General features: G+C 42.2%; 16 protein-coding genes. 9 read left to right on the top strand and 7 right to left on the bottom strand.

Translation table 11 applies throughout. The features are described 5' to 3' along the window. Positions 1 to 20 precede the first annotated feature (20 nt). Positions 21 to 899 carry a DUF928 domain-containing protein gene (locus ABM313_RS16350; RefSeq protein ID WP_434684231.1) on the bottom strand — a complete coding sequence of 293 codons (879 nt, stop codon included), beginning with the start codon at positions 897 to 899 and terminating at the stop codon, positions 21 to 23. A 1,427-nt stretch (positions 900 to 2,326) separates the two neighbouring features. Between ABM313_RS16350 and ABM313_RS16355 the strand changes: the two genes are divergently transcribed. From ABM313_RS16355 to ABM313_RS16365, 3 genes are all read left to right on the top strand, one after another. Next, entirely contained in the window at positions 2,327 to 3,337 is a 1,011-nt protein-coding gene (locus ABM313_RS16355; protein ID WP_434684232.1) for an RNA polymerase sigma factor, RpoD/SigA family, read from the top strand. A 119-nt stretch (positions 3,338 to 3,456) separates the two neighbouring features. Continuing rightward, complete coding sequence (locus ABM313_RS16360) at positions 3,457 to 3,807, top strand: NAD(P)H-quinone oxidoreductase subunit M (protein ID WP_094528447.1); 351 nt, start codon at positions 3,457 to 3,459, stop codon at positions 3,805 to 3,807. A 58-nt stretch (positions 3,808 to 3,865) separates the two neighbouring features. Next, a complete protein-coding gene (locus ABM313_RS16365) occupies positions 3,866 to 4,276 on the top strand; it encodes a DUF2996 domain-containing protein (RefSeq protein WP_434684234.1) in 411 nt (136 codons plus the stop codon). Positions 4,277 to 4,318: 42 nt separating this feature from the next. On the opposite strand, the gene ABM313_RS16370 is transcribed toward ABM313_RS16365, so the two are convergent. The 4 genes from ABM313_RS16370 to ABM313_RS16385 form a co-directional block, all read right to left on the bottom strand. Then, a complete protein-coding gene (locus ABM313_RS16370) occupies positions 4,319 to 5,110 on the bottom strand; it encodes a hypothetical protein (protein ID WP_434684235.1) in 792 nt (263 codons plus the stop codon). Between the two features lie 5 nt (positions 5,111 to 5,115). Further along, the gene (locus ABM313_RS16375; RefSeq protein ID WP_434684236.1) at positions 5,116 to 6,873 is read right to left on the bottom strand and encodes a peptidoglycan-binding protein; all 1,758 of its coding nucleotides are present in this window, start codon (positions 6,871 to 6,873) and stop codon (positions 5,116 to 5,118) included. Between the two features lie 101 nt (positions 6,874 to 6,974). Continuing rightward, the gene (locus ABM313_RS16380; protein WP_434684237.1) at positions 6,975 to 8,147 is read right to left on the bottom strand and encodes a peptidoglycan-binding domain-containing protein; all 1,173 of its coding nucleotides are present in this window, start codon (positions 8,145 to 8,147) and stop codon (positions 6,975 to 6,977) included. Between the two features lie 214 nt (positions 8,148 to 8,361). Beyond that, entirely contained in the window at positions 8,362 to 9,849 is a 1,488-nt protein-coding gene (locus ABM313_RS16385) for a DEAD/DEAH box helicase (RefSeq protein WP_434684238.1), read from the bottom strand. A 155-nt stretch (positions 9,850 to 10,004) separates the two neighbouring features. Here ABM313_RS16385 and ABM313_RS16390 point away from each other — a divergent pair, with 155 nt between their 5' ends. Together ABM313_RS16390 and ABM313_RS16395 are read left to right on the top strand one after the other, a co-directional pair. Then, a complete protein-coding gene (locus ABM313_RS16390) occupies positions 10,005 to 11,867 on the top strand; it encodes an iron uptake porin (protein WP_434684239.1) in 1,863 nt (620 codons plus the stop codon). 513 nt (positions 11,868 to 12,380) lie between these two features. Further along, positions 12,381 to 13,790: a hypothetical protein gene (locus ABM313_RS16395; protein ID WP_434684240.1), complete on the top strand. Its 1,410-nt coding sequence runs from the start codon at positions 12,381 to 12,383 to the stop codon at positions 13,788 to 13,790. A 71-nt stretch (positions 13,791 to 13,861) separates the two neighbouring features. Here the strand turns inward: ABM313_RS16395 and ABM313_RS16400 are convergent, their stop codons facing one another. After that, a complete protein-coding gene (locus ABM313_RS16400) occupies positions 13,862 to 15,394 on the bottom strand; it encodes a family 10 glycosylhydrolase (RefSeq protein ID WP_434684241.1) in 1,533 nt (510 codons plus the stop codon). A 126-nt stretch (positions 15,395 to 15,520) separates the two neighbouring features. Here ABM313_RS16400 and ABM313_RS16405 point away from each other — a divergent pair, with 126 nt between their 5' ends. From ABM313_RS16405 to ABM313_RS16415, 3 genes are all read left to right on the top strand, one after another. Continuing rightward, positions 15,521 to 16,471 carry a tetratricopeptide repeat protein gene (locus tag ABM313_RS16405; RefSeq protein ID WP_434684242.1) on the top strand — a complete coding sequence of 317 codons (951 nt, stop codon included), beginning with the start codon at positions 15,521 to 15,523 and terminating at the stop codon, positions 16,469 to 16,471. 112 nt (positions 16,472 to 16,583) lie between these two features. Further along, positions 16,584 to 16,841 carry a hypothetical protein gene (locus ABM313_RS16410; RefSeq protein ID WP_434684243.1) on the top strand — a complete coding sequence of 86 codons (258 nt, stop codon included), beginning with the start codon at positions 16,584 to 16,586 and terminating at the stop codon, positions 16,839 to 16,841. Continuing rightward, complete coding sequence (locus ABM313_RS16415) at positions 16,838 to 17,266, top strand: putative toxin-antitoxin system toxin component, PIN family (RefSeq protein WP_434684244.1); 429 nt, start codon at positions 16,838 to 16,840, stop codon at positions 17,264 to 17,266. Before ABM313_RS16410 ends, ABM313_RS16415 begins: the two co-directional genes overlap by 4 nt. 136 nt (positions 17,267 to 17,402) lie before the next feature. Here the strand turns inward: ABM313_RS16415 and ABM313_RS16420 are convergent, their stop codons facing one another. After that, positions 17,403 to 19,076, bottom strand: coding sequence for an RluA family pseudouridine synthase (locus ABM313_RS16420; RefSeq protein WP_434684245.1), 1,674 nt, complete (start codon positions 19,074 to 19,076; stop codon positions 17,403 to 17,405). Between the two features lie 21 nt (positions 19,077 to 19,097). Here ABM313_RS16420 and ABM313_RS16425 point away from each other — a divergent pair, with 21 nt between their 5' ends. Continuing rightward, complete coding sequence (locus ABM313_RS16425; RefSeq protein ID WP_434684246.1) at positions 19,098 to 20,525, top strand: protein adenylyltransferase SelO; 1,428 nt, start codon at positions 19,098 to 19,100, stop codon at positions 20,523 to 20,525. Positions 20,526 to 20,559 lie beyond the last annotated feature (34 nt).

Raw genomic sequence — 20,559 nt, forward strand, 5'->3', positions numbered from 1 at the left:
GTAGCGACAGCTAGCTATATTTATGTTGATGGTTTAGTGACGATTTTAGGCTGCAACAGAATGGATGCAGCACCTTTGCTTTCATCCAGTTTGGTTAGAAAGGTTGACAATTTTGTTGGATCTAGCTCTACAGGCAGAATTAATTTACCTTGTTCATCTCTTTTCAGAAAAGCTGAATTGTTGTTTAAACCTGCTTTTACCAAATTACTACGCTCAGTGAGGGCTACATTATCCTTAGGGTTTTTGGATAGCCAACTAGTATAAGCATCAAGTGCATCGTACCAATATGCATTTTTTGCATAGATTCTTGCTTTTTCCAAATCATTTTTAGCCGCAGCGATCGCCTTTAAAACTACAGGCTCATCATCTCGACGAATAGCAGCATAGACATCAACTTGAGATGTAGCGCCATGACTTTGCCAACGGATTTGCCAACGTTGCGCTTTTCCTTTGACTAGCTCAGGCGCATTTTCTGGCAATGTGAATTTGTAGAGTCCTGAATCCTCAGCTTTACCTTCAGCGACAAAGACTGATTTTGCGGCTCTGTCATGACCATCACGCAAAAGGAATGTCACTTTAAATGAGCCTTTACCACTATCAATTTGAGGAACTGTCGTTGATGTAGTTGTTGCAGCATCTTGAGGAGCAATGTACCAATACAATGTTGGGCGAGATGCTAAAGTCTTTGCCCCATCTTCAATTCCCAGAATCGTAATCAGAGGTAACCCACCCCTAGTTGCACCACCAGAACTTGCGGATTTTGGTAACCCTAGGTTATATTGAGCAACCGCTTCATGACCACCAAAAAAAGTCGGACTAGCGACAGACGCTATACAGATTGTGCTTAGAGCGATCGCTTTCTTGATATTGATTTTAATTTGAGTCTTCGTTGAAGTCATGGTTCTAATCATCCCAGTTGTAATTATCCCAGTTATTGTTAATAGCTTCAGCACAGGACAACATCACTTTACCAAAGTCTAATTATAGATTTCAGGTCGAGAAGTTGGGATAACAAGTTCCCTCCCGACAAAAATATTTATATTTCGGATATCTTAGTAATTGTGTTGCAAGCGACAAGCACATACAACATAAATTACACTAAATTTTTTGATCGAGACTTTGGGTTTACGTAATGACTCCAAAACGCTCAGACAAGTTAGTAACGTAAGTTTCCATCAACATCTAAGCCTGCATCTTCAATACTCCAATCAATACACATCTTTAGCATTGCTTCATGCCGCTATCCTAACCTAAAGCATTACTACAAAACGATTCTCAAACAAATTACATCGAATCAATTTTATAACATCAAAAAATTGACTTTAGGTTGGTGGTTTCGATACTTGACTTCACCCAGATGAGTGATTGCATTTTACAGATTTTCCTTAACAATAAAGATTAGCAAATTATACGATCGCTCAAATGCAGCATTTGTGACAATTAATCATAAAGCTAATGACTAGAGTTTATTGATCAGATAGTTGGGAGTTGTGGATAAATTTATATAAGTTTCTTAAGCAAAATTAAAGATAAGCAGAGGCGATCACAGGGAATAATTAACATGAAGTTCTTATTATAGAACTCTCCCTTTGGTAAACGTTATATGGTTAATTCTTAAATTAGTGCTGTCGGGAACCTGTAGTTTATCCTCTGCGTCCTATTTAACCTAGCAGCCAGTAAAACCAGCAAAGCATTTTTGTCAGTTAAGTTAATTACGCATTATCACTCTAAGTTTGTGTAAATTACCATACACATTTCAAGTTTAGAGATTTAAAGCTTCAGTTCTTTCTAAGTCTCAATATCTGAACAATTGCTCTCAACAATTGTATTTCTGGATATTTATTAAATCTAAACAAGTAGTTACATACGTAACTTTAATAGTTATTTGGTTTTTAGATTCAGATTTTTAGTTTCTAATCTTTTCTAAGCATTAAGGCTGTCTGATTACGTTAATAACAGTAGATGAGCATTATCAATACCATCAAAACCATGAAATACCCAAAACAATGAGTGTAAATACTTAGTCAAATTCCATCCAAATCTTTAGAGAGATAGTGATAGCCGTCCTTTGACTTTTTTAGTTAATTTGTAATAATATGTAACTCCAGACGCAAGAGATAAAAAGGTTAACCATGTATTATACAAATCAACTTTGGAGCAAATGACACATTATTAGAACAACTTTATAAAACTTAAAGATTGTGATTTTAAGCTATCAAGCTCACAAATTTGGATTTTAAAGTTACTGGGTCTTCTTTAGTATCAGACTTCTAGTCTTGGAGAAGCACTCTTGGAAAACGCTTAGTTTAAATAAAGTAGGAGCGATATGTCTGAAGAACCATTGACCCAACCCACGCCAAAGACAGTGGATAGGCAAGCTAACAAGCAGGTCGGTCTGTCTGCTGACATGGTTCGCACATACTTGCATGAAATCGGGAAAATTCCTCTACTCAGCAATGAAGAGGAGATTATCTATGGCAAGCAAGTGCAGCAGATGATGGCGCTGTTTGAAGTTCAAGAAAAGATTGCTCAAAATAGCGATCGCTTACCAACTGAGCAAGAGTGGGCTGAAACTGTTGATCTAGAGCCAGAGATTTTGCATAGCCTTATTCGCGTTGGCACACGCGCTAAACGCAAAATGATTGAGGCAAACCTCCGTTTAGTAGTCTCTGTCGCGAAGAAATATCAAAAACGGAACTTAGAACTTCTAGACTTAGTGCAAGAAGGAACTCTAGGATTAGAGCGAGCTGTAGATAAGTTCGATCCTACTAAGGGCTTTAAGTTCTCGACCTATGCCTATTGGTGGATTCGTCAAGCAATTACGAGGGCGATCGCTCAGCAAGCGCGGACGATTCGCTTACCAGTTCACATTACCGAAAAGCTCAACAAAATCAAAAAAGCTCAACGCCAACTTTCTCAAGATCTTGGTCGAGTTGCCACGGTAGCTGAAATTGCCTATGAGCTAAATATCAAAACGGATCAAGTCCGTGAATGTTTATCCCTATCGCGTCAGCCAATTTCCCTTGACTTACGCATTGGCGATAATCAAGATACAGAACTTGCTGAGTTATTAGAAGATACAGGTCGTTCTCCTGATAACTATGTAGAGCGTGAGTCTTTGCGGACAGATATTCAAAGCTTGCTTAAGGAGTTACCCGAAAAGCAACGTCAAGTAATGATTTTGCGTTACGGGCTGGAGGATGGGCAGGAAATGTCGTTGGCTAGCATTAGCAAGCGCATGGATCTTAGCCGTGAACAGGTAAGACAACTAGAGCGTCAAGCGATGGACTATCTACGCAAGCGCAAAACCAGAATGCAAGAATATCTGGCTAGTTAAAAATAAGTGTGGCTCTCTGAGCCGCACTTATTTTTTATTGAAAGTTATAAAAGTTAAGTCTTAAAAATTTGCAATAATCTAGAGTTAGTTCTTCAATACTTACCCAAGTCACAACCTTTATGCCGCTCAAATCTACAACCCGTCATATTCAGATTTATGCTGCCATTGTTGAGGAGCAGAATGATGAGCTTATCGATAGTGAAAACATGCTCACACTAGATGTCGATCCTGATAATGAACTAAACTGGACAGATGGCGCTCTGCAAAAGGTATACCGCAAGTTTGATCAGCTTGTGGAAGATTATAAAGGTGCAGACCTAACTGATTACAATTTGCGTCGCATTGGTTCAGATTTAGAGCATTTTGTGCGATCGCTATTACAAGAGGGTGAAGTTACTTACAACCTCAATCATCGATCACTCAACTACAGCATGGGTTTACCACAGATCGTCAACACTGAAGCCAAATAGAGATATAGACAACATACAGCATTGTTTATTCTCCTTATAAAATTAATACTCAAAAACTATGTCTGAAACCACTGCATCAACTTCCGAAGAGCCAAAGGTAAAACCTGCCGCTAAGCCCAAAGCCGAGAAGCCTCCAGCGATCGAAGAGTTACCCTTTGATGAATTTATTAACAAGCATTATCTACCTGCCTTAACCAAAGCCTTTGCAAAACAAGGTGTAGATGATTTGCAATTGGAGTTTGGCAATTCTCAAGTACATGGGATTTGGGCACAAGGGCTACGCCAATTTACGGTTTATTTTTCTAAGGCAGATCTCAATGCTCAGAAAGCTTTTTCCTGTGCTGATGCTGGACGATCGCCTAGTACAATTGAGCCATTTTTGATCGATGAGCGTAAAGCCCCTCTTGATTTACTAGTATTTGGTGTAATTCAGCGATTAACTGCCCAAAAGTGGTTGACGGCTAACTAGAAAAAAAGGGGTGCAATGCACCCCTTTTTTAATTTTAATTTTTTATTTCGGCACAATAGCTTGTACACCATCTTTAATTTCAATTTTCATTCCCAGTTTATCTAGCTCCTGAGCAATAATCTCAACAGTTTTTTTATCCGTCGCATTTTGCAAAACTACTGACCAAGCGCCGATCTGGGCTTTCGTCAAATCCCGTTCCTCTTCTAGCCATTTAGCTGATTGGCGAGATATCTCAGCAGCAAACTTAGAATCTTCGATCAGATCTTTGCCTGACAAGCTAGCTCTCTCAGCCCATGCTGCAGCTTGGAGATAAGAAAATCTTGCGCCTTTAGCATCACCTAAAAACAATAGCTGATCCGTTGCCTTATAACGCCAAACAGTATAAGCACTAGGCTGTTGATCGGGATTTAGAGATTTTAGCCCCTTACTATATATTTCGATCGCTTGGCTAGGAGCTCCCGCAAATATTGAGACACTAGCTGACATATATATGTAGCTCTTAATAAATCTGGGATCTCGAGCAATAATATTTTCAAAATACAGTGGGCTTAACCCATATCCCGTTTGCAGGGTGTTTCTCGAAACATCATCGCCAAAGTATTGCAAAAACTGCAAAAAAGCAAAGTTGGCAATCATGTTATTAAAGCCAAATCCGCGCGGTGGCAATTGCCTAATTAGTTTAAGACGCGCTTCTTCATCTCTGACTGCCTTACGAGTCTCTTCTGGAGTTTGTCCACTCAGTCGTTGATTAAGTTTAGGAAATTGCAAAGCGAGGGCGATCGCTGCAAAAACAGTGATCGCGCCTAAATTAATTGCAAGTTTACGAAACCGCATCTGATTTAATTGCCTTCAGAAATAAATGTATCTTTGCTAAGACTATCAATCAGTTTATTGCTTGGTGCGCCATCAGCAGGACTAATTGTGTAAAAGTTTTGCGCTCTAATAATCGCATTACGAGTTTCGCCGCTCAATACGCCATCCACCTTACCAGTGTAGAAGCCTCTCTGGGTAAGCAATCTTTGCAATTCTGATACTTGAGTATTTGCAGATGTTGCAGGTATGGTAGGCTGAGAAACTGGGGCTGTTGTGGGCTGGGCTACTGGTGCAGGTTTAGTAGTTGCTTGGACTGTAGGTTGAGGAGTTGCGGCTGCTTGTGGTTGAGTCGTCGGTTGAGGAGTCACCTGTGGTTTGGGTTCCACCCGAATAGTTGGTGTGACCGTTGGTGTGACATTAGTTACCGCAATCTGTTGCTTGGGCGCACCTGCTTCTAGAGCAGCGATCGTTCTTGCTCCAGCCACTCCATCCGCCGTTAAACCATAGGCTTTTTGAGCAGCAATGATTGCTTCTCTAGTACGTGTACCTAGAAACCCTGTAATTGGACCATTGTAAAATCCGCGATCGGTCAGCAAGTTTTGTAAATTGGCGACTCCACCATCGTTAGCCATAGGCACATTAGCAGCTTGATTACTTGCAGGTGTTACGGCGACTGATGGTTTAGCATCTGATTGCAATGCAGCAATAGTTTGAACACCAGCAATGCCGTCAATTGTCAATCCGTAAGCTTTCTGGGCAGCAGCGATCGCGGCATTAGTCTGCGCCCCTTTGACTCCATCGATCGCCCCATTGTAAAAACCACGTTTGGCTAGCAACTGCTGGAGTTCTACAACATTTTTATCTCCAGCCGCCGCAGTGGTGTTTGAGGATGTTGGCGCGTTATTGCTGGCAATACTAACAGTGCTTGCTCCTGATTCAAGAGCAGCCATAGTTTGAACACCTGCAATCCCATCGGTGACTAAGCCATAGTTTTTCTGAGCAGCAATGATCGCCGAGCGAGTCTGTGGTCCCATGATGCCGTCAACAGCGCCGTTATAAAAACCACGTTTGCTAAGCAATTCTTGCAGCTTGGAAACTTCTGTACTTTTAGTAGTTGCAGTGGTAATGATGGGCGTAGCTTTAGGTTTACCACCATCTGACTCTAGCGCCGCTAAGGTTTGTGGACCTGCAACACCATCGGCTGTGAGGTTATAAGCTTTCTGAGCCGCAATGATCGCCGAACGGGTCTGAGATCCCATGATGCCGTCAACAGCACCGTTATAAAAACCACGATCTGCTAGCAGTTTCTGAAGATTCATCACAGTCGAAGAGACGCTAGTAGTAGTTTCAACTACGGCAACAGGCTCAGCAATATCGACTTTTGTGGCGATCGCATCTGGAGCTTTACCACTTTCGAGAGCGGCGATCGTTTGACTACCGACAATGCCATCGGGGGTAAGTCCAAAGGCTTTTTGGGCGCGAAGAATAGCATTTTTAGTTGAAGCTCCTGATACACCATCGATCGCTCCAGGGTCAAAACCATTTTTGGCTAGTAGCGATTGCACATATTTCACATCCGATGATGGGGCTTCAGCAGCTAAAACATTGAGTGCCGATCCTAATCCAATTAAGAGAGTAGTCCCTGTGAGGAGGAAACTCAAACTGAGCTTTGCAGATTTAGTAGTTAATTTCTTTAGCCATGCTTGGAAAGCTGCATTACTTTCATGGGCGATCGCATCATCAGTGTGGATAGATTCTTCTTGGATATATGCTAAGAGTTCCATAATTAGACCTTATTGAAATTAAAAATTAAGATTTGAGATCGAGGAGAGAGCTTAGGAGAACTTGACGGAAGTTACTCAACTTTTTTGGATATTTGGAATATTTAGGATGAATTAGAATTTTTAGCTGCTGGCACATTTTGACTAGAGGTTGGAATTTGAGTTCCATTTCCTAACGGAGTGCTGCTAGGAGTTGAAATTGGCTGAACAGTTTGATTAGCATTACTGGAAGTGATTTGAGCAACAGTCTGAGCAGGATTTTGAGATTTAAGAGCTGTCGCTAAATCGGTGGACAAATCACCCGTTGCGACTTGTCCATAAGCAAGTTGAGCCTTCAAAATACTTGCCTTAGTCTGCATATCATATAAACCATTAAGGTCTGCATCATAAAAGCCTCGTTCCTTAAGTAACGTTTGGATTGCCAAGACATCCTGAGTAGCTGGCAATCTGGGAAAAGCAGGCTGAGTGAGGGGAAGATTGTTGCCACCAGCTAATAATGCGCGAATAGTTAAGGGACCGACAAAGCCATCCTGAGATAAGGCGTAAGCTTTTTGAGCTTTCAATATGGCGTTAGTTGTAGTCTGCCCTAACTGTCCATCAATTTCACCCTGATAAAATCCCCTTTGTTTCAGTAGCATTTGCAAATTGCCAATCTCACTTATTGCTGGCTGTTGAGAGTTGCTAGCTGGAGGATTATTTGACCGCACAATCACAATTGTCTGGCTGGGTGACTGACTTACCCGATCGCCAGTAGTCGGGTTACCTTTAGGTTGATTTGGTTGCTGAGGTACTAAAGGCTTGCTCACTGATGAGTTTCGCAACAAAGCCAAGGTTTTCTCCCCAGGAATACCATCGGCAACTAGATTGGGTTGAGTTCTTTGAAAGTCAATCACCGCTTGCTTTGTATCGCGACCATAGACCCCATCAATCGCACCCACCGCAAAACCACGCTGAGCCAGCAGAGTCTGAACTTCCAACATATAGCTGGTATTGCACAGATACAAATTGTTACACCAAGGCGCAACATTTACCGATGGCTCTAGTACATGGGCAGCCATAGCAGGAGCTAAATTCCAGCCCATCCCACTAACGCTAGTAAAGGCGATCGCCGATAGTAAATAGGCTTGCTGTCTAATCGTGGCAAAATCCCAACCAAACTTATTTACCTGATCTTCGTCAGCACAAAGCTCATCACAAGTAAGCAGATTACGATCTGTTTTTCCTTGATTGGCTTGTTCATATGCCCATGCATCATATATATATGCTGCAAGTTCCATAACGGCTACCAAATGATTGCGGTCTAACTTATTTTAAACGATTTTTTCTGGTTTCTTACGTCAAAAAATGTATACATTTTTTTTACAGAGTTTTGTGCTCAAAACCAAATCAAGAAAAAAAATTTAAAAGCGTTGCTTCTCAACGCTTTTAAATTTTTTTTCTTGTAGCTCGTTAGCAAGCAAAAAAATAGAATGGGGCGTTTCTCGCCCCATTCTATTTTTTATCGTAATCATTGGAAATTTCAGCAGCGATTGGGGACAGCTTATGGATATCTGAGTCGTACTTAACTCCTATTTGCACCACATTGTCCTGTTTCTGTTCTGGACGCGATCGCTCAATTCCCCTTCGTCTCTCTGAAGTCCTCACTTCACTAGTATCCTCAGTCACCACTTCATAGAGAATTGCTTGCTTGTTTACTTCAGAACCACGCCGCAACACCCGCCCCAAACGCTGAATATATTCTCTGGCTGAACCTGTACCTGATAGGAGGATGGCAATTCGCGCATCAGGCACATCAACACCTTCATTTAAAACATGGGAAGCAACTAGAGTCTTATATTTACCCTCACGAAAGAACGTTAGAATTTCGTGGCGTTCCTTCACAGGAGTTTGATGAGTAAGGGCTGGAATTAATAACTCCTGTGAAATGCGATAGACCGTAGCATTGTCATTGGTGAAAATCAGTATTCTTTCGCCAAAATGTTGAGCCAATAAATCTGACAGGACTCGTAATTTTGATTCTGTGCCTAAAGATAATTCCTTCGATTCACGGTGGGCAAGCATTGCTCTTCGACCTGCTTGCGATCGCGCACTTGCTTGGACAAATCTTTGCCAGCCTTCGAGACTACCAAGGGAAATTTTTGATTCCTTTAAAAACTGATTACGACTTTGAATTAGAGAATCATAGCGATCGCGTTCTTTTGCTGAAAGAGAAACTTTAATCTGGACGATTTTATGTTCTGCTAAAGCTTGACCTGCTAAGTCTTCAGCAGATTTGCGATAGACTTCTTCCCCGATGAGAATTTCTAAATCAGCATGTTTGCCATCACTGCGTTCAGGGGTAGCCGTTAATCCGAGGCGATAGGGCGCGATCGCATATTCAGCAATCACGCGATTAAAATCAGTGGGTAAATGGTGGCATTCATCAAACACGATCAAGCCGTAGAGATTGCCTAAAGCTTCCGCTTGAATCGCGGCACTGTCATAGGTGGAAACGAGAATTGCTGTGCGATCACGTGAACCACCGCCCAATAAACCAATCTCCACATCAGGAAACGCTGCTAATAAATGGGCATACCACTGATGCATCAAATCAAGGGTCGGCACAATCACTAAGGTGCTGCGATTGGTGACTTGCATCGCTAACTGCGCTAGATAAGTTTTACCTGCAGCAGTCGGTAAAACAACCACACCACATTTCCCAACTCGCTGCCATGCGGCTAGAGCCTCACTCTGATGCGGATAGGGTTCCATTTTGGTGTGAGAAATCAAGTTCACTTCTTGATATCCCCGTGACTTATCTTCGATGGCGATGCCTTCTGAGCGCAGAGTCAAAATCAACTCGCGATAACGATTAGCAGGAATACGAAATTTCTCAATGCGATCATCCCATGTGGCAAATTCAATCCATGATTTACCTTTAGGCGGTGGATGAAGAATTAAGGTTCCGCGATCGTAGGTTAGGTTAGAAATGCGGGGCATATCTAGTACAAATTAAGTAATCTTATATACAAACCTTGCAAAAATTCGCAAAAATCTTTTAAATAGTAAGGAACTAATTAAAAAAATTTTCGTCTTTTCGTAGAAGCTTGCCTTTCTACCTAAATAACGTGATCATGTGAGGATTGCAAATGTTTATGCTCAAACCCAGATCTAGTAAATCGATCAATTTAGTTGTACTTACAGCAACAACGATCACATCAACATTGATAGCTAGTGTTTTGAATTCCAACTATGCTCAAGCTGAAGTTCAAAAGGAATCATTGATCGCCACAAATGAATCGGAACTAGTTCGGTCAATTGGCAACGATCCAATGATTATACCTGCCACTACCACCAATCAATCACAGACATTACCAGTTTCCACTAATCCTAGTACTGATTCAGAAATTATTCGGGCGATTAACTCTGAATTAGGACAGTCGAAGCCAGTCAAAACCAGCGATCGGACCAAACCAAATCTTAACGCTCAGGGCGTTACCTCGGTTTCGCAACTAAGTGATGTCAAACCTACAGACTGGGCTTTTACAGCATTACAATCCCTCGTTGAGCGCTACGGTTGTATCGCAGGCTATCCAGACAGCACCTTTCGCGGTAGACAAGCTACTAGTCGTTATGAATTTGCCGCAGGTTTAAATGCTTGTCTCGACAAAATCAACGAAATCATCTCCGCAGGACTAGCCGACAAAGTTAGCCAAGAAGATCTCGCCACATTGAAAAAACTGCAAGAGGAATTTGCTGCCGAGCTTGCGACTTTGCGCGGTCGAGTTGATGCACTCGAAGCAAAAACCGCCAAGCTAGAGGCTCAGCAGTTCTCGACAACAACAAAGCTGTTTGGTCAAGCTATTTTTGGACTGCAAAGCCGTTTGCCAAATACTGGTAGTCTCACTCCTAGAGATGGTACACGCAACACCATCGATGATGCGACTAATCTTACCTTTGGCTATAACCTACAACTCAGCTTAGTCACCCAGTTTGACAATCGCAGTCTTTTGTTAACAGGTATCCAAGCAGGAAATGCTTCCACCGCTTCTATACCAGTTGCTGGTAGCGCTAACTTTCTAACCAATACCTATACGCGCCTTGGATACGAGCTGGATACAGCCAATTCGATCCAATTGAGCGATTTGTCCTATCGCTTTTTAGTGGGCGATAACCTTGCTGTCATCGTGGGTGCAGCAGGGGTTGCTCCATCAAGTGTATTTCGTGGACCCAACCGTTATGAAAGCGCAGGTCAAGGTGCGCTCTCTGCCTTTGCTCAACGCAACCCCATCCTCAACTTCCCAGGGCAAGCTGGTATTGGCTTTGACTGGCAAATCAGCGATAACATCAGCTTGCAAGGTGTTTATGCAGCAGCATTAGCTTCTGACCCAAACAATGGTTTAACTGGTGGTCCTTTTACCGCAGGTGTGCAACTAGCGCTTACTCCCACTGATGCTATTGATCTCGCACTTTATTACCTTAATTCTTACACCACTAACGCTAGTTTAAATACGGGTGTTGGTGATAACTTAATCGGTCCGATCGCAGGACGTTTCTCAACCAATGCCTTTGGTGGCACAGCAACATGGAGAATCTCTCCTCAAATTACTTTAGGTGGATGGGCTGGCTACACTACATCGGCTACTAGAGATGCAGGACTTGGTGGTTCAGTTGAAACATTTAACTGGATGGCGTTTTTAAACTTCCCCGACTTATTTGCTGAAGGCAACTTGGGCGGTATCTACGTGGGACAGCCTCCCAAGATTACCAGCAGCAACCTTACTTCTGGCGGCGTACCTGCGTTTAACATTCCTAGTGCGATCGGTTTGTCTGGTGTTGCCCCAGGAGGCTTTGGTGGTCAACCTGCATCAACCACTCATTTAGAGTTGTTTTATCGGATGCGTCTAAATGACAACATTAGTATCACCCCAGGATTACTATTTATTTTCAACCCTGTACAAACAGCAGGCAGTGACACAATCACTGTTGGCGCTATCCGCACAACTTTTACATTCTAGTAACCAAGTACAAAATGGCGTAGCCATTTTGTACTAAAAAAACTTACTGATCTTGTTTTTAATTCACCAAATTGTGAATACAATTTGGTGAATTTGTATTAAGACACAAATTAAAAGCTGAGGGCAGCACAAAGTGCTGCCCTCAGTTTTTAATTTGTGTTAAAGATAAACTACAAAATTTTAAAAGCCAAAACATTAAAAACCTTGCAAAGCAAAGCTTTTAATGTTTTAGCTTCTAGAGAGGATTCACGGCGTGAACCCTCTCTAGAAGCAAGTTTGGAATCAAATTGAACAAAGGTTAAATTTAGGGAGGTCTAATTCTTAGGTTTGTAAGACGAAAAGATTTTTTTTAATTTTGGGAACCATAGAAATAGCCTAGCCGTCTTGGGTGAAATCAGTTCTTATATGGAACTACTTCCGAGCTATTTACGTCGAACTTAAGCTTTCAGCTAGCAAAGCCTTAGTTTCAGGATTACTCAAGTACGCACAAAAAATATTAAGAAGGACAAAAAAATGCTAACTCGGATCAAGAATTACACATTCAACTTGGGGGCGATCGCAATCACACTTGGTGCAACAGCGATCGCGGCATCTCCATCACTAGCTCAAACGACCTCTGTACCAATTACTGGTGGTAGTTTTACAGTGAACGTGACTAATGCAGCTACAAACAACGTTAATAGCACAGCCGTAACTGTACTAACACCAGTTGGAACTGCTCAAATTTCCGCACTTTCAGGAACTACTGCTGGAACGACAAATCTGGCTGCTGGTAATAACTTTGACATTGTTGGTAAATCCACTGGATCAGTAAACTTTGACACTGGGACAACTGCCAACTTTACAAATGCTGACACCACCATCAAAGGTAAAGTTGTTACTACAACTGCTGCTGGGAATGTTTCGGCTTTAGCAGCACCAGCAACAGTAACAGGCTCCATCCAAAAAGACTCTTTTATCCAAGTTCCTACAGCCAATATCTCGGCGTTGCCATCTAACACCGTCGTTATTCCTATTACCAGTGGGAAGTTTGATGTCACTCGATTTAATGATGGCACAACAGTTGGTAACAGTATTCCTACAGTGCTTACTCCCTTTGGGACTGCTCAACTCACCAAGTTTACGTTCAAAACTCTTGAGAATTTGAATGGCTCATCATTATTTGCTGTTGATGATGAAGTGCGTACTACTGGTTTAGCTTCTGGATCTATTCCTACCAAGGTTAGCACTTTCACCGATGCGAAGACTGCTATGGTTGGAAAACTGACAACTGCGACAGCTAATCCAAACGCTTCATTCACTCTCAAGGGCGATATCACTGGTGGCAATCTGATTGTTCCATCTAGCGCAACCACTATACCAAACACTAGTACTGAGACCATTCTCATTCTTGTCAAAAATCCGAAGTTGTTGAAGTTAGTTGGTCTGAATCCAAGTTTCCTAGCTTCAGGTAAAAGCAAATTCCTGCTTGTACTAGTCAACAACCAAAGCTTGCTGAACTATGTAGAATCCAAGTCTTCGGAAGTAGGTTCTAGCGATCCTGTATCTCTTGGTGATAGCAATGCTGTAGATAAAATCGTTTTCGTCAATTTCCAGAAGAAGAATCTTTACTATTTTAGTGAAGTGTCTTACAGGGCTTTATTGACAGCGATCGCTAATTCTAGCAACACCTCTAACAACACCTCTACTAACACCTCTAACAACACCTCTACTAACACCTCCAACAACACCTCCAACAACACCTCTACTAACACCTCCAACAACACCTCTACTAACACCTCCAACAACACCTCTACTAACACCTCCGTCAATACTTCTACCCAAGTTGTGAGAGTTGTTTTTGTTGGCTTACCTAGCCGCCTTATCCCTGGTTTCGGTACAATCGCCAAAATCGAACGCCGCGATCGTGGTGATGATGACTAAACCTCCACACGAGGCTTAGAACAATTCAAACTCTAAAAAAGATAGGTGGCACTACGTGCCACCTATCTTTTTTAGAGTTTACATATTTGGCGCGATCGCGAGAGTGCTACTTCTTCTAATTGCCAACCAAAAGCAAAATGACTAATAGAATTAACCGCAGGTACAGCCGCCCGAATTGACTGCATTTGCTCTTCTAATGATGGGCGATTTGTAAATGGAGCATTCCATTGACCGACTAAAATCGGTGCGATCTTAGTTCCTCTCGGAGCATAGTCCGCGACTCTACGAACTTGCTCCACAATACAATCTGACTTACCACAAACCGCATATGCCATCGGTTGCCACTCATAAGCCTTAGTAAACAAATGCCAAGGTTGCATTCGCGAGTCAAATCCATCACCTACGGGTTGATTGCCATCAGAGAAAAAGGCAATACTAGCAGGAATACCTTGCTGAAAAACAGGTTTAGAAACGGTGTCAAGATAATAGGTTACACCTATAAAAGCATGACCAACAGCCAAGCGCCAAAGTTCACCTTGCCAATAGGCGATCGCAGGATTTTTTTGATTGGATGGTTGGCGACCTTGCCAGAGAGGTTCTGTTTCTTGTGGGTAAAGTTTTTTGACAGCTTGCAGATCTGTGGGTGTAACATAACCCTGTTTGAGAAAGCGATCGATAATTTCTCGACCTTGCAAGTTCTCGGCACGATCGCGCAAAGCTTGCAAAGAAGCTTGTCCATAAATCCATAGATAGCGAACATTACTAACTACTGAAGACGCGCCCGCACCTCGCTTGTAACGCACATAATCAAATACCACCCCATCGGGTTTGCGCTTAACGACCTCATTCACCGCTAAATACAAATCACTTTGGGCTTGATAATTATAGGGATCGATGAATAGCTGATCTTTAGTTGGAACTTCACCTTCAGAATTTTTACCTAAGTTCTCAACTATGGAAATTGTACTATCACCATTAGCATTGCGAGCGATCGCATTTTGACGGGCTACGGTTAATTTCGATAGTCCATTAAGATCTACGCCTCTACCATAACCAGTTCCCATATTCATCGTAAATATCCACGCATGAACCTTAATTCCCCGTTCTCGACCTTTAGCGATCGCCAGTTTTAATAAATCTGCATTTTTATACTTCTCAGATTGTACAAGGGAATTCCAAGCCGTCGCATTCTCTGACTGTGGTAATAGAATCTTGCCATCGGACAGCACCTCTATAAATACTTGGTTATAGCCCTTATTCACAATCCGATCCATCACTTCGTCAAGTCTGCCAGACTGCAAATCACAGGGGTACAAACGTAGCCAAATTCCTTGAGTTTTGAGCCAAGATTTTTGACGGCAGGTGTTGAGAGATTGACTATGCTCCTTCACAATCGACTGATATTCTTTAGTTGCTGCTAAATTTGTACTTTTAGTTGTGTCTTGAAAAGCAGCAATTCGCAAATTTTCTTTGGTAGCGATCGCCTCCTTATCAAATTGACAATATTCACCAACTTGAGCAAAGGCTGGTTGTAAAACAATGGCTACTAAGAAATTAGTACCTACAACAAGGGAAAAGAATTGAGTAGCGATGTTTACTGACATAAGAGAACTGCAATATTGAAAGGAACTGAAATTGCTGTAGTGTTTTGGGGAAATATGTTATTAAATTTTTGACATAGCGCCAAGCACTGTAGCAGAAATCAAACACCATAACAGACTTTAATCACCATGACTGATGTTATTAACCCATCAACCTTTGAATCACCTGAGACTTATTTACAGATAGGAGATCGCTACTACCAGTCTGGGAACACTCCTCTGGCACTAAAAAACTATGAACGAGCCTTATCAATCAATCCAGATTTGGCTGCTGTCCATGAACGAATCGGTCTAGTTCATCAACAGCAAGGAAGTATCATGGAAGCGATCGCGAGTTTTACTAAAGTAATTCAACTCAATCCACAATCATTAGAAGCTCAATTAGGTTTAGGGAATGCTTATCAAAAGATGGGTTGGGCGGAACTTGCGATTACCCATTTTCAACAAGCTCTTGAAATGCATCCTGATCGTTTTTTGGCTGAATATCATTGCAAACTGGGGGATAGCCTCAAAGAGAGAGGCAAGATAAAAGAAGCATTGGCTAGCTATGAAAGAGCAATCACCACTAATCCTGATTATATCGATGGTTATCGAGCGATCGCCCAAATGTATATGCGTCAGAATGATCCTAAATCGGTACATACAGTTTATGAACGTGCTAATGCTCGTAATTTAGAACTACTACAAAGTAAGGATTACAATGCACTGGGGGTAGCATGGATGTTTCAAGTTAGTTCTCTAAGTGACACAGAAAAATCGGCAATAGATGATTGTGTAGATAGAGCCATTACCTGTTTTGAACGAGCTATTCAAATCGAGCCAGCCTATGCTGATGCCCATTGCAATCTAGGCAGTGCTTTCATTCGCAAAAATCAACTTAAAGATGCCATTCTTGCCTATAAAGAAGCGATCGATATCGATCCAAATTTTGCTCAACCCTACTTCAATCTTGGCATTCTCCTCAATAATATTGGCAATGTTGACGAAGCGATCGCCTGTTTTCAATCCGCAGTTGATCTAGTTCCCGATTGGGTCGAAGCAAAACAATACCTCGGTAAGCTTCTGGAACGTCAGCTATAAACGCAAATATTGCTAGGTAATGCGTTTGCTATACTCAAAGCACAGTCTGACTTTAATCCTTCCCGAAGATGGCAAGATCAATTAACTAAAGACGAAAATCAAGTAAAAAACCATGCAAAAAACCATAACTATCAATCTAACCCCCGAAGGAGACTTACAACTTCCTCTAGAAATTCGAGAACAGTTTTCCAATGGCGAACAGTACTTGGTTATTACAAGCGAAAATACAATTACATTTAAAAAAGCTACTAAATTAAGTTGGCAAGAACTCAGAGAAAAAAGACAGTTGCTTGGTAGTGACCCTAATCCTCTTACTAATGAGGAAATTTGTGAAATTGTGAAAGAAGTACGCAAAGAAGCAGCCATATGATAGTGGTTTTAGATACAAACATTTGGGTGTCAGCAATTATTTGGGGCGGCATCCCTGATGAGATTATCTCTCTACAAGAGCAAAGGAAAATAGAAATAGCTTCTTCACAAAAATTGTTGAATGAGTTAGAAAATACATTTAACAAGAAGAAAATTCAGACCAAATTAGAGGCATTACAATTAACGACTGCTTCTGCAATCAGCCTTGTCTATGAGTCTGTAAATATTTATCCAATTGAAGAATTAATTGTTCCAGAGCTTCGAGATCCAGATGACACCGTTGTTTTAGCTACAGCGATCGCTGCTAATGCTGAAGTCATTATTACAGGCGATCGCGATTTGTTGGTCTTGCAAGAATATCAAAACATGAAGATTATGACTGCTACAGATTTTTTGGAACAGTATTTTAACGTGAGTTCGATATAGCCATTTGCGGCGTGCTTCGCACGCCGCAAATGGCGAAAAATGGTAAGAATCGCTTAGCGATTCTTACCATTTTTCGCTTTCGTCGAACTGACGTTATTTTAATTTGTAGAGACGGAGATCGCAAGCTGCTATCTGCTTAAAAAGGAACAGGTATTTGCAAATGTATGTACTCATGCGATCGCGGATGTTTGAACGTTAACTCCCGCGCATGGAGATGTAGGCGACTTGTTGCTGCATGACAGCCATACAGGCGATCGCCTAAAATTGGCACACCTAAACCTTGAGAATCAGCAGAGTGAACTCGCAATTGATGAGTTCGTCCTGTTAAAGGAATAAATTCTATCCGTGCATAATTCCCGATCTGCTCTAGTAAGCGAAACTCGGTCACGCTAGGCTTCCCCCTATGCACATCTACCTGTTGATAGGGACGATTTTCGGGATTGCCCCATAGTGGCAAATCAATTGCCCCCTGCTCACACTCAATCTTTCCTGATAGCAATGCTTCATAAATTTTGTGAATTTCGCGCTTTTGAAATTGTGCACTCAAACTGCGAAGAGCTTCCAAATCACGGGCAAATAATAAAATGCCTGAAGTTTGGCGATCGAGGCGATGTACTGGATAAATGGGAGCGTCTGTACCGAATGATTGCCGTAATCGGCTTAGAACACTGTCTTGAGTATCTAAATATCTCCCAGGGATAGAGAGAAGTTCTGGAGGTTTCGCGATCACAATTAGGCACTCATCTTCATAGATAATTGGAAGAGATCCCCCTAAATCCCCCTTAAAAAGGGGGACTTGATTTGCTCCTCCCTTAAAGGATGCTGGGGGGGATCTTCTTCCTGATAATAGAAATCCCATTAATGGCTGACATCGCTCTACACAAGCACCATAAAACTCGCCTTGGTTTTTATAACCATCGGGGGAAGGGTTTCCCCACCAAAACTCTGCCATTGCTAAAGGTATTAGGTCATGGGTTGCGGCATAGTGCAGTAACTTTGGAGCGCAGCAATCTCCCATTCCTGTGGGCATTGCTCCTTCCGTAATTAATTCCCGTAGCGATCGCGTTTCGCCTGCGAAATTAGTTAACACATAGGCTCTGTGCATTTGGGCTTGCAAAGTGCGTGATAACTCTCGACGTTGGCGTTTGAGAATTTGCATTTTGCTGTCAGCTAACGTAATTATTTCTCTTAAGGGCAACAGAACCTGATCGCGATCGCGTCTAAAATCACGTCTTACCATCTTTTCTTGTTGACTTTCTCTATCCAAATCCTTGAGTGCAATTTCCAACTCTTTTCCTGTTAGGGATGCTAATAATTGCGATCGCTTAACTTGTCTTTCTTGTTTAGAAACTTGATGGCGATCTCGCAAAGCCTGCAACTGAGCAGCATATTCCTGAGATTGCTGCTCATATTCCCGACGTTCAGGAATTTCACTTAACTCGATTAACTCCTGTTTAATGGTCGTTAATTTACTTAATGTAATTGATTCCTCAATCGCCACTTTCTCTCGACCTTCAATTGGTGGAACCCATCCTTCAAGCTCACTTTTACCATTTAATAATCCAGAAAAGGCTTTGAGAACTAATCTTTTTCCTGTTGATGATTCCGCGAGCAATACCCCGTACATTTTTCCTTCTACGATTTCGGGATAACTACGTTTAAGTTCTTGTATCAGACTTTTGGCGATCGCCTCTGCTTGCAAAGTTCGTGGCAACCGCAATAATTCACCACTGTAGGGGCAAATCCCTTCGTACCAATAGTTTACCTGATCTCCCTCTGAACCAAGTATCATGGCAGAAGCCTCTAACATTTCTCCGCTTATTTCCTCGATATGAGTCACCCTAGCAACCCTTTCCTTAATCTCAACTACGAACCTGCGATCGAATCCCTAGCAGACTATCACGATGTCGTTACGGCTGCTGAATTTCCACTTCATAAATTGCGGTGGCGTAATGATGATATTTTACCAACTCTAGGACTTGAAGCCTCACAGGTAAGTGATGATGACTTTATCGAAGCTTTTGGACATTTCCGTGCTGTGCGTCCATTCTTAGCCCTGCGCTATCACGGCTATCAATTTGGCGAATATAACCCCCAACTCGGTGATGGACGTGGCTTTGTCTATGGACAGGTGCGTGGAATTGATGGTGAACTCTATGATTTTGGAACTAAAGGATCAGGTCGTACTCCCTATTCCCGTACTGCGGATGGGCGGCTTACCCTTAAGGGAGGTGTGCGTGAAATCATCGCTTCAGAAGCCCTCCATCGGATGGGTGTCAAAACTTCTCGTTGTTTTAGCCTTGTGGAAACAGGCGAAGATCTATGGCGCGGTGATGAGCCTTCACCCACTCGATCATCGGTAATGGTGCGCTTTTCGCGATCGCATATTCGTTTCGGCACATTCGAGCGACTGCACTGGATTAGACGCGATGATCTTGTGCGGAAACTACTCGATCATGTTTTGCAGGTTTACTACCCCCATATCTGGGGCAAAGAGAATCAAGATAGTATCTTTTATTTGGAACTAGTGGAACGAGTTGCCAAGCTCTGCGCTCAATGGATGGCAGCAGGATTTTGTCATGCCGTTCTCAACACTGACAATATGTCAATTACGGGAGAGAGTTTTGATTACGGTCCTTTTGCCTTTATTCCCAACTACGATCCTAGATTTACAGCAGCGTACTTCGATTATGCAGGACGCTATAGCTATGCCAATCAACCTGCCGCCTGCTATTGGAATCTCGAAAAGCTCCAAGATCCTCTGAGCATGGTGATGGACAAAGATGATATGCAATCGTCTTTACTGAAGTTTAAAGACTTCTATCGTGAAGCCTATTGTGAAATGATGCTCAAACGTTTGGGGCTTGCTACACTTTCCGAGCCTGAAACCGAGGACTTAATCGGCGCAACTCTAGAGTTATTGTCAGGGGTACAAGCGATCGGCTATAACCAGTTCTTCGTGAATTTACGTCAATCTTTTCAAACCAATTGGCGCGAAGATGCAGGTAATATTTTTGCTGACCATGATTGGGAAATTACCGAGGCGCAGTTACCGTTATTAGGGAAATGGCGCGAGGTTTATCATCAACTACTGATCCGTCAACCGATCGCAGAATTAGAAAATGTCGCCAAGCAACTCCAGCAAGCCAATCCTACAATCATTTTCTTACGTCCCAAAATAGAAGAGGTTTGGGGACGAATTACCGTTGATGACGATTGGCAACCTTTTTACGATGCGATCGCCCAACTCAAATCCTAAAAAAGAAGAGGATGCTTTGCATCCTCTTCTTTTT

It is taken from the genome of Pseudanabaena minima str. Chao 2107, assembly GCF_051131155.1.
Classification (GTDB): domain Bacteria; phylum Cyanobacteriota; class Cyanobacteriia; order Pseudanabaenales; family Pseudanabaenaceae; genus Pseudanabaena; species Pseudanabaena minima.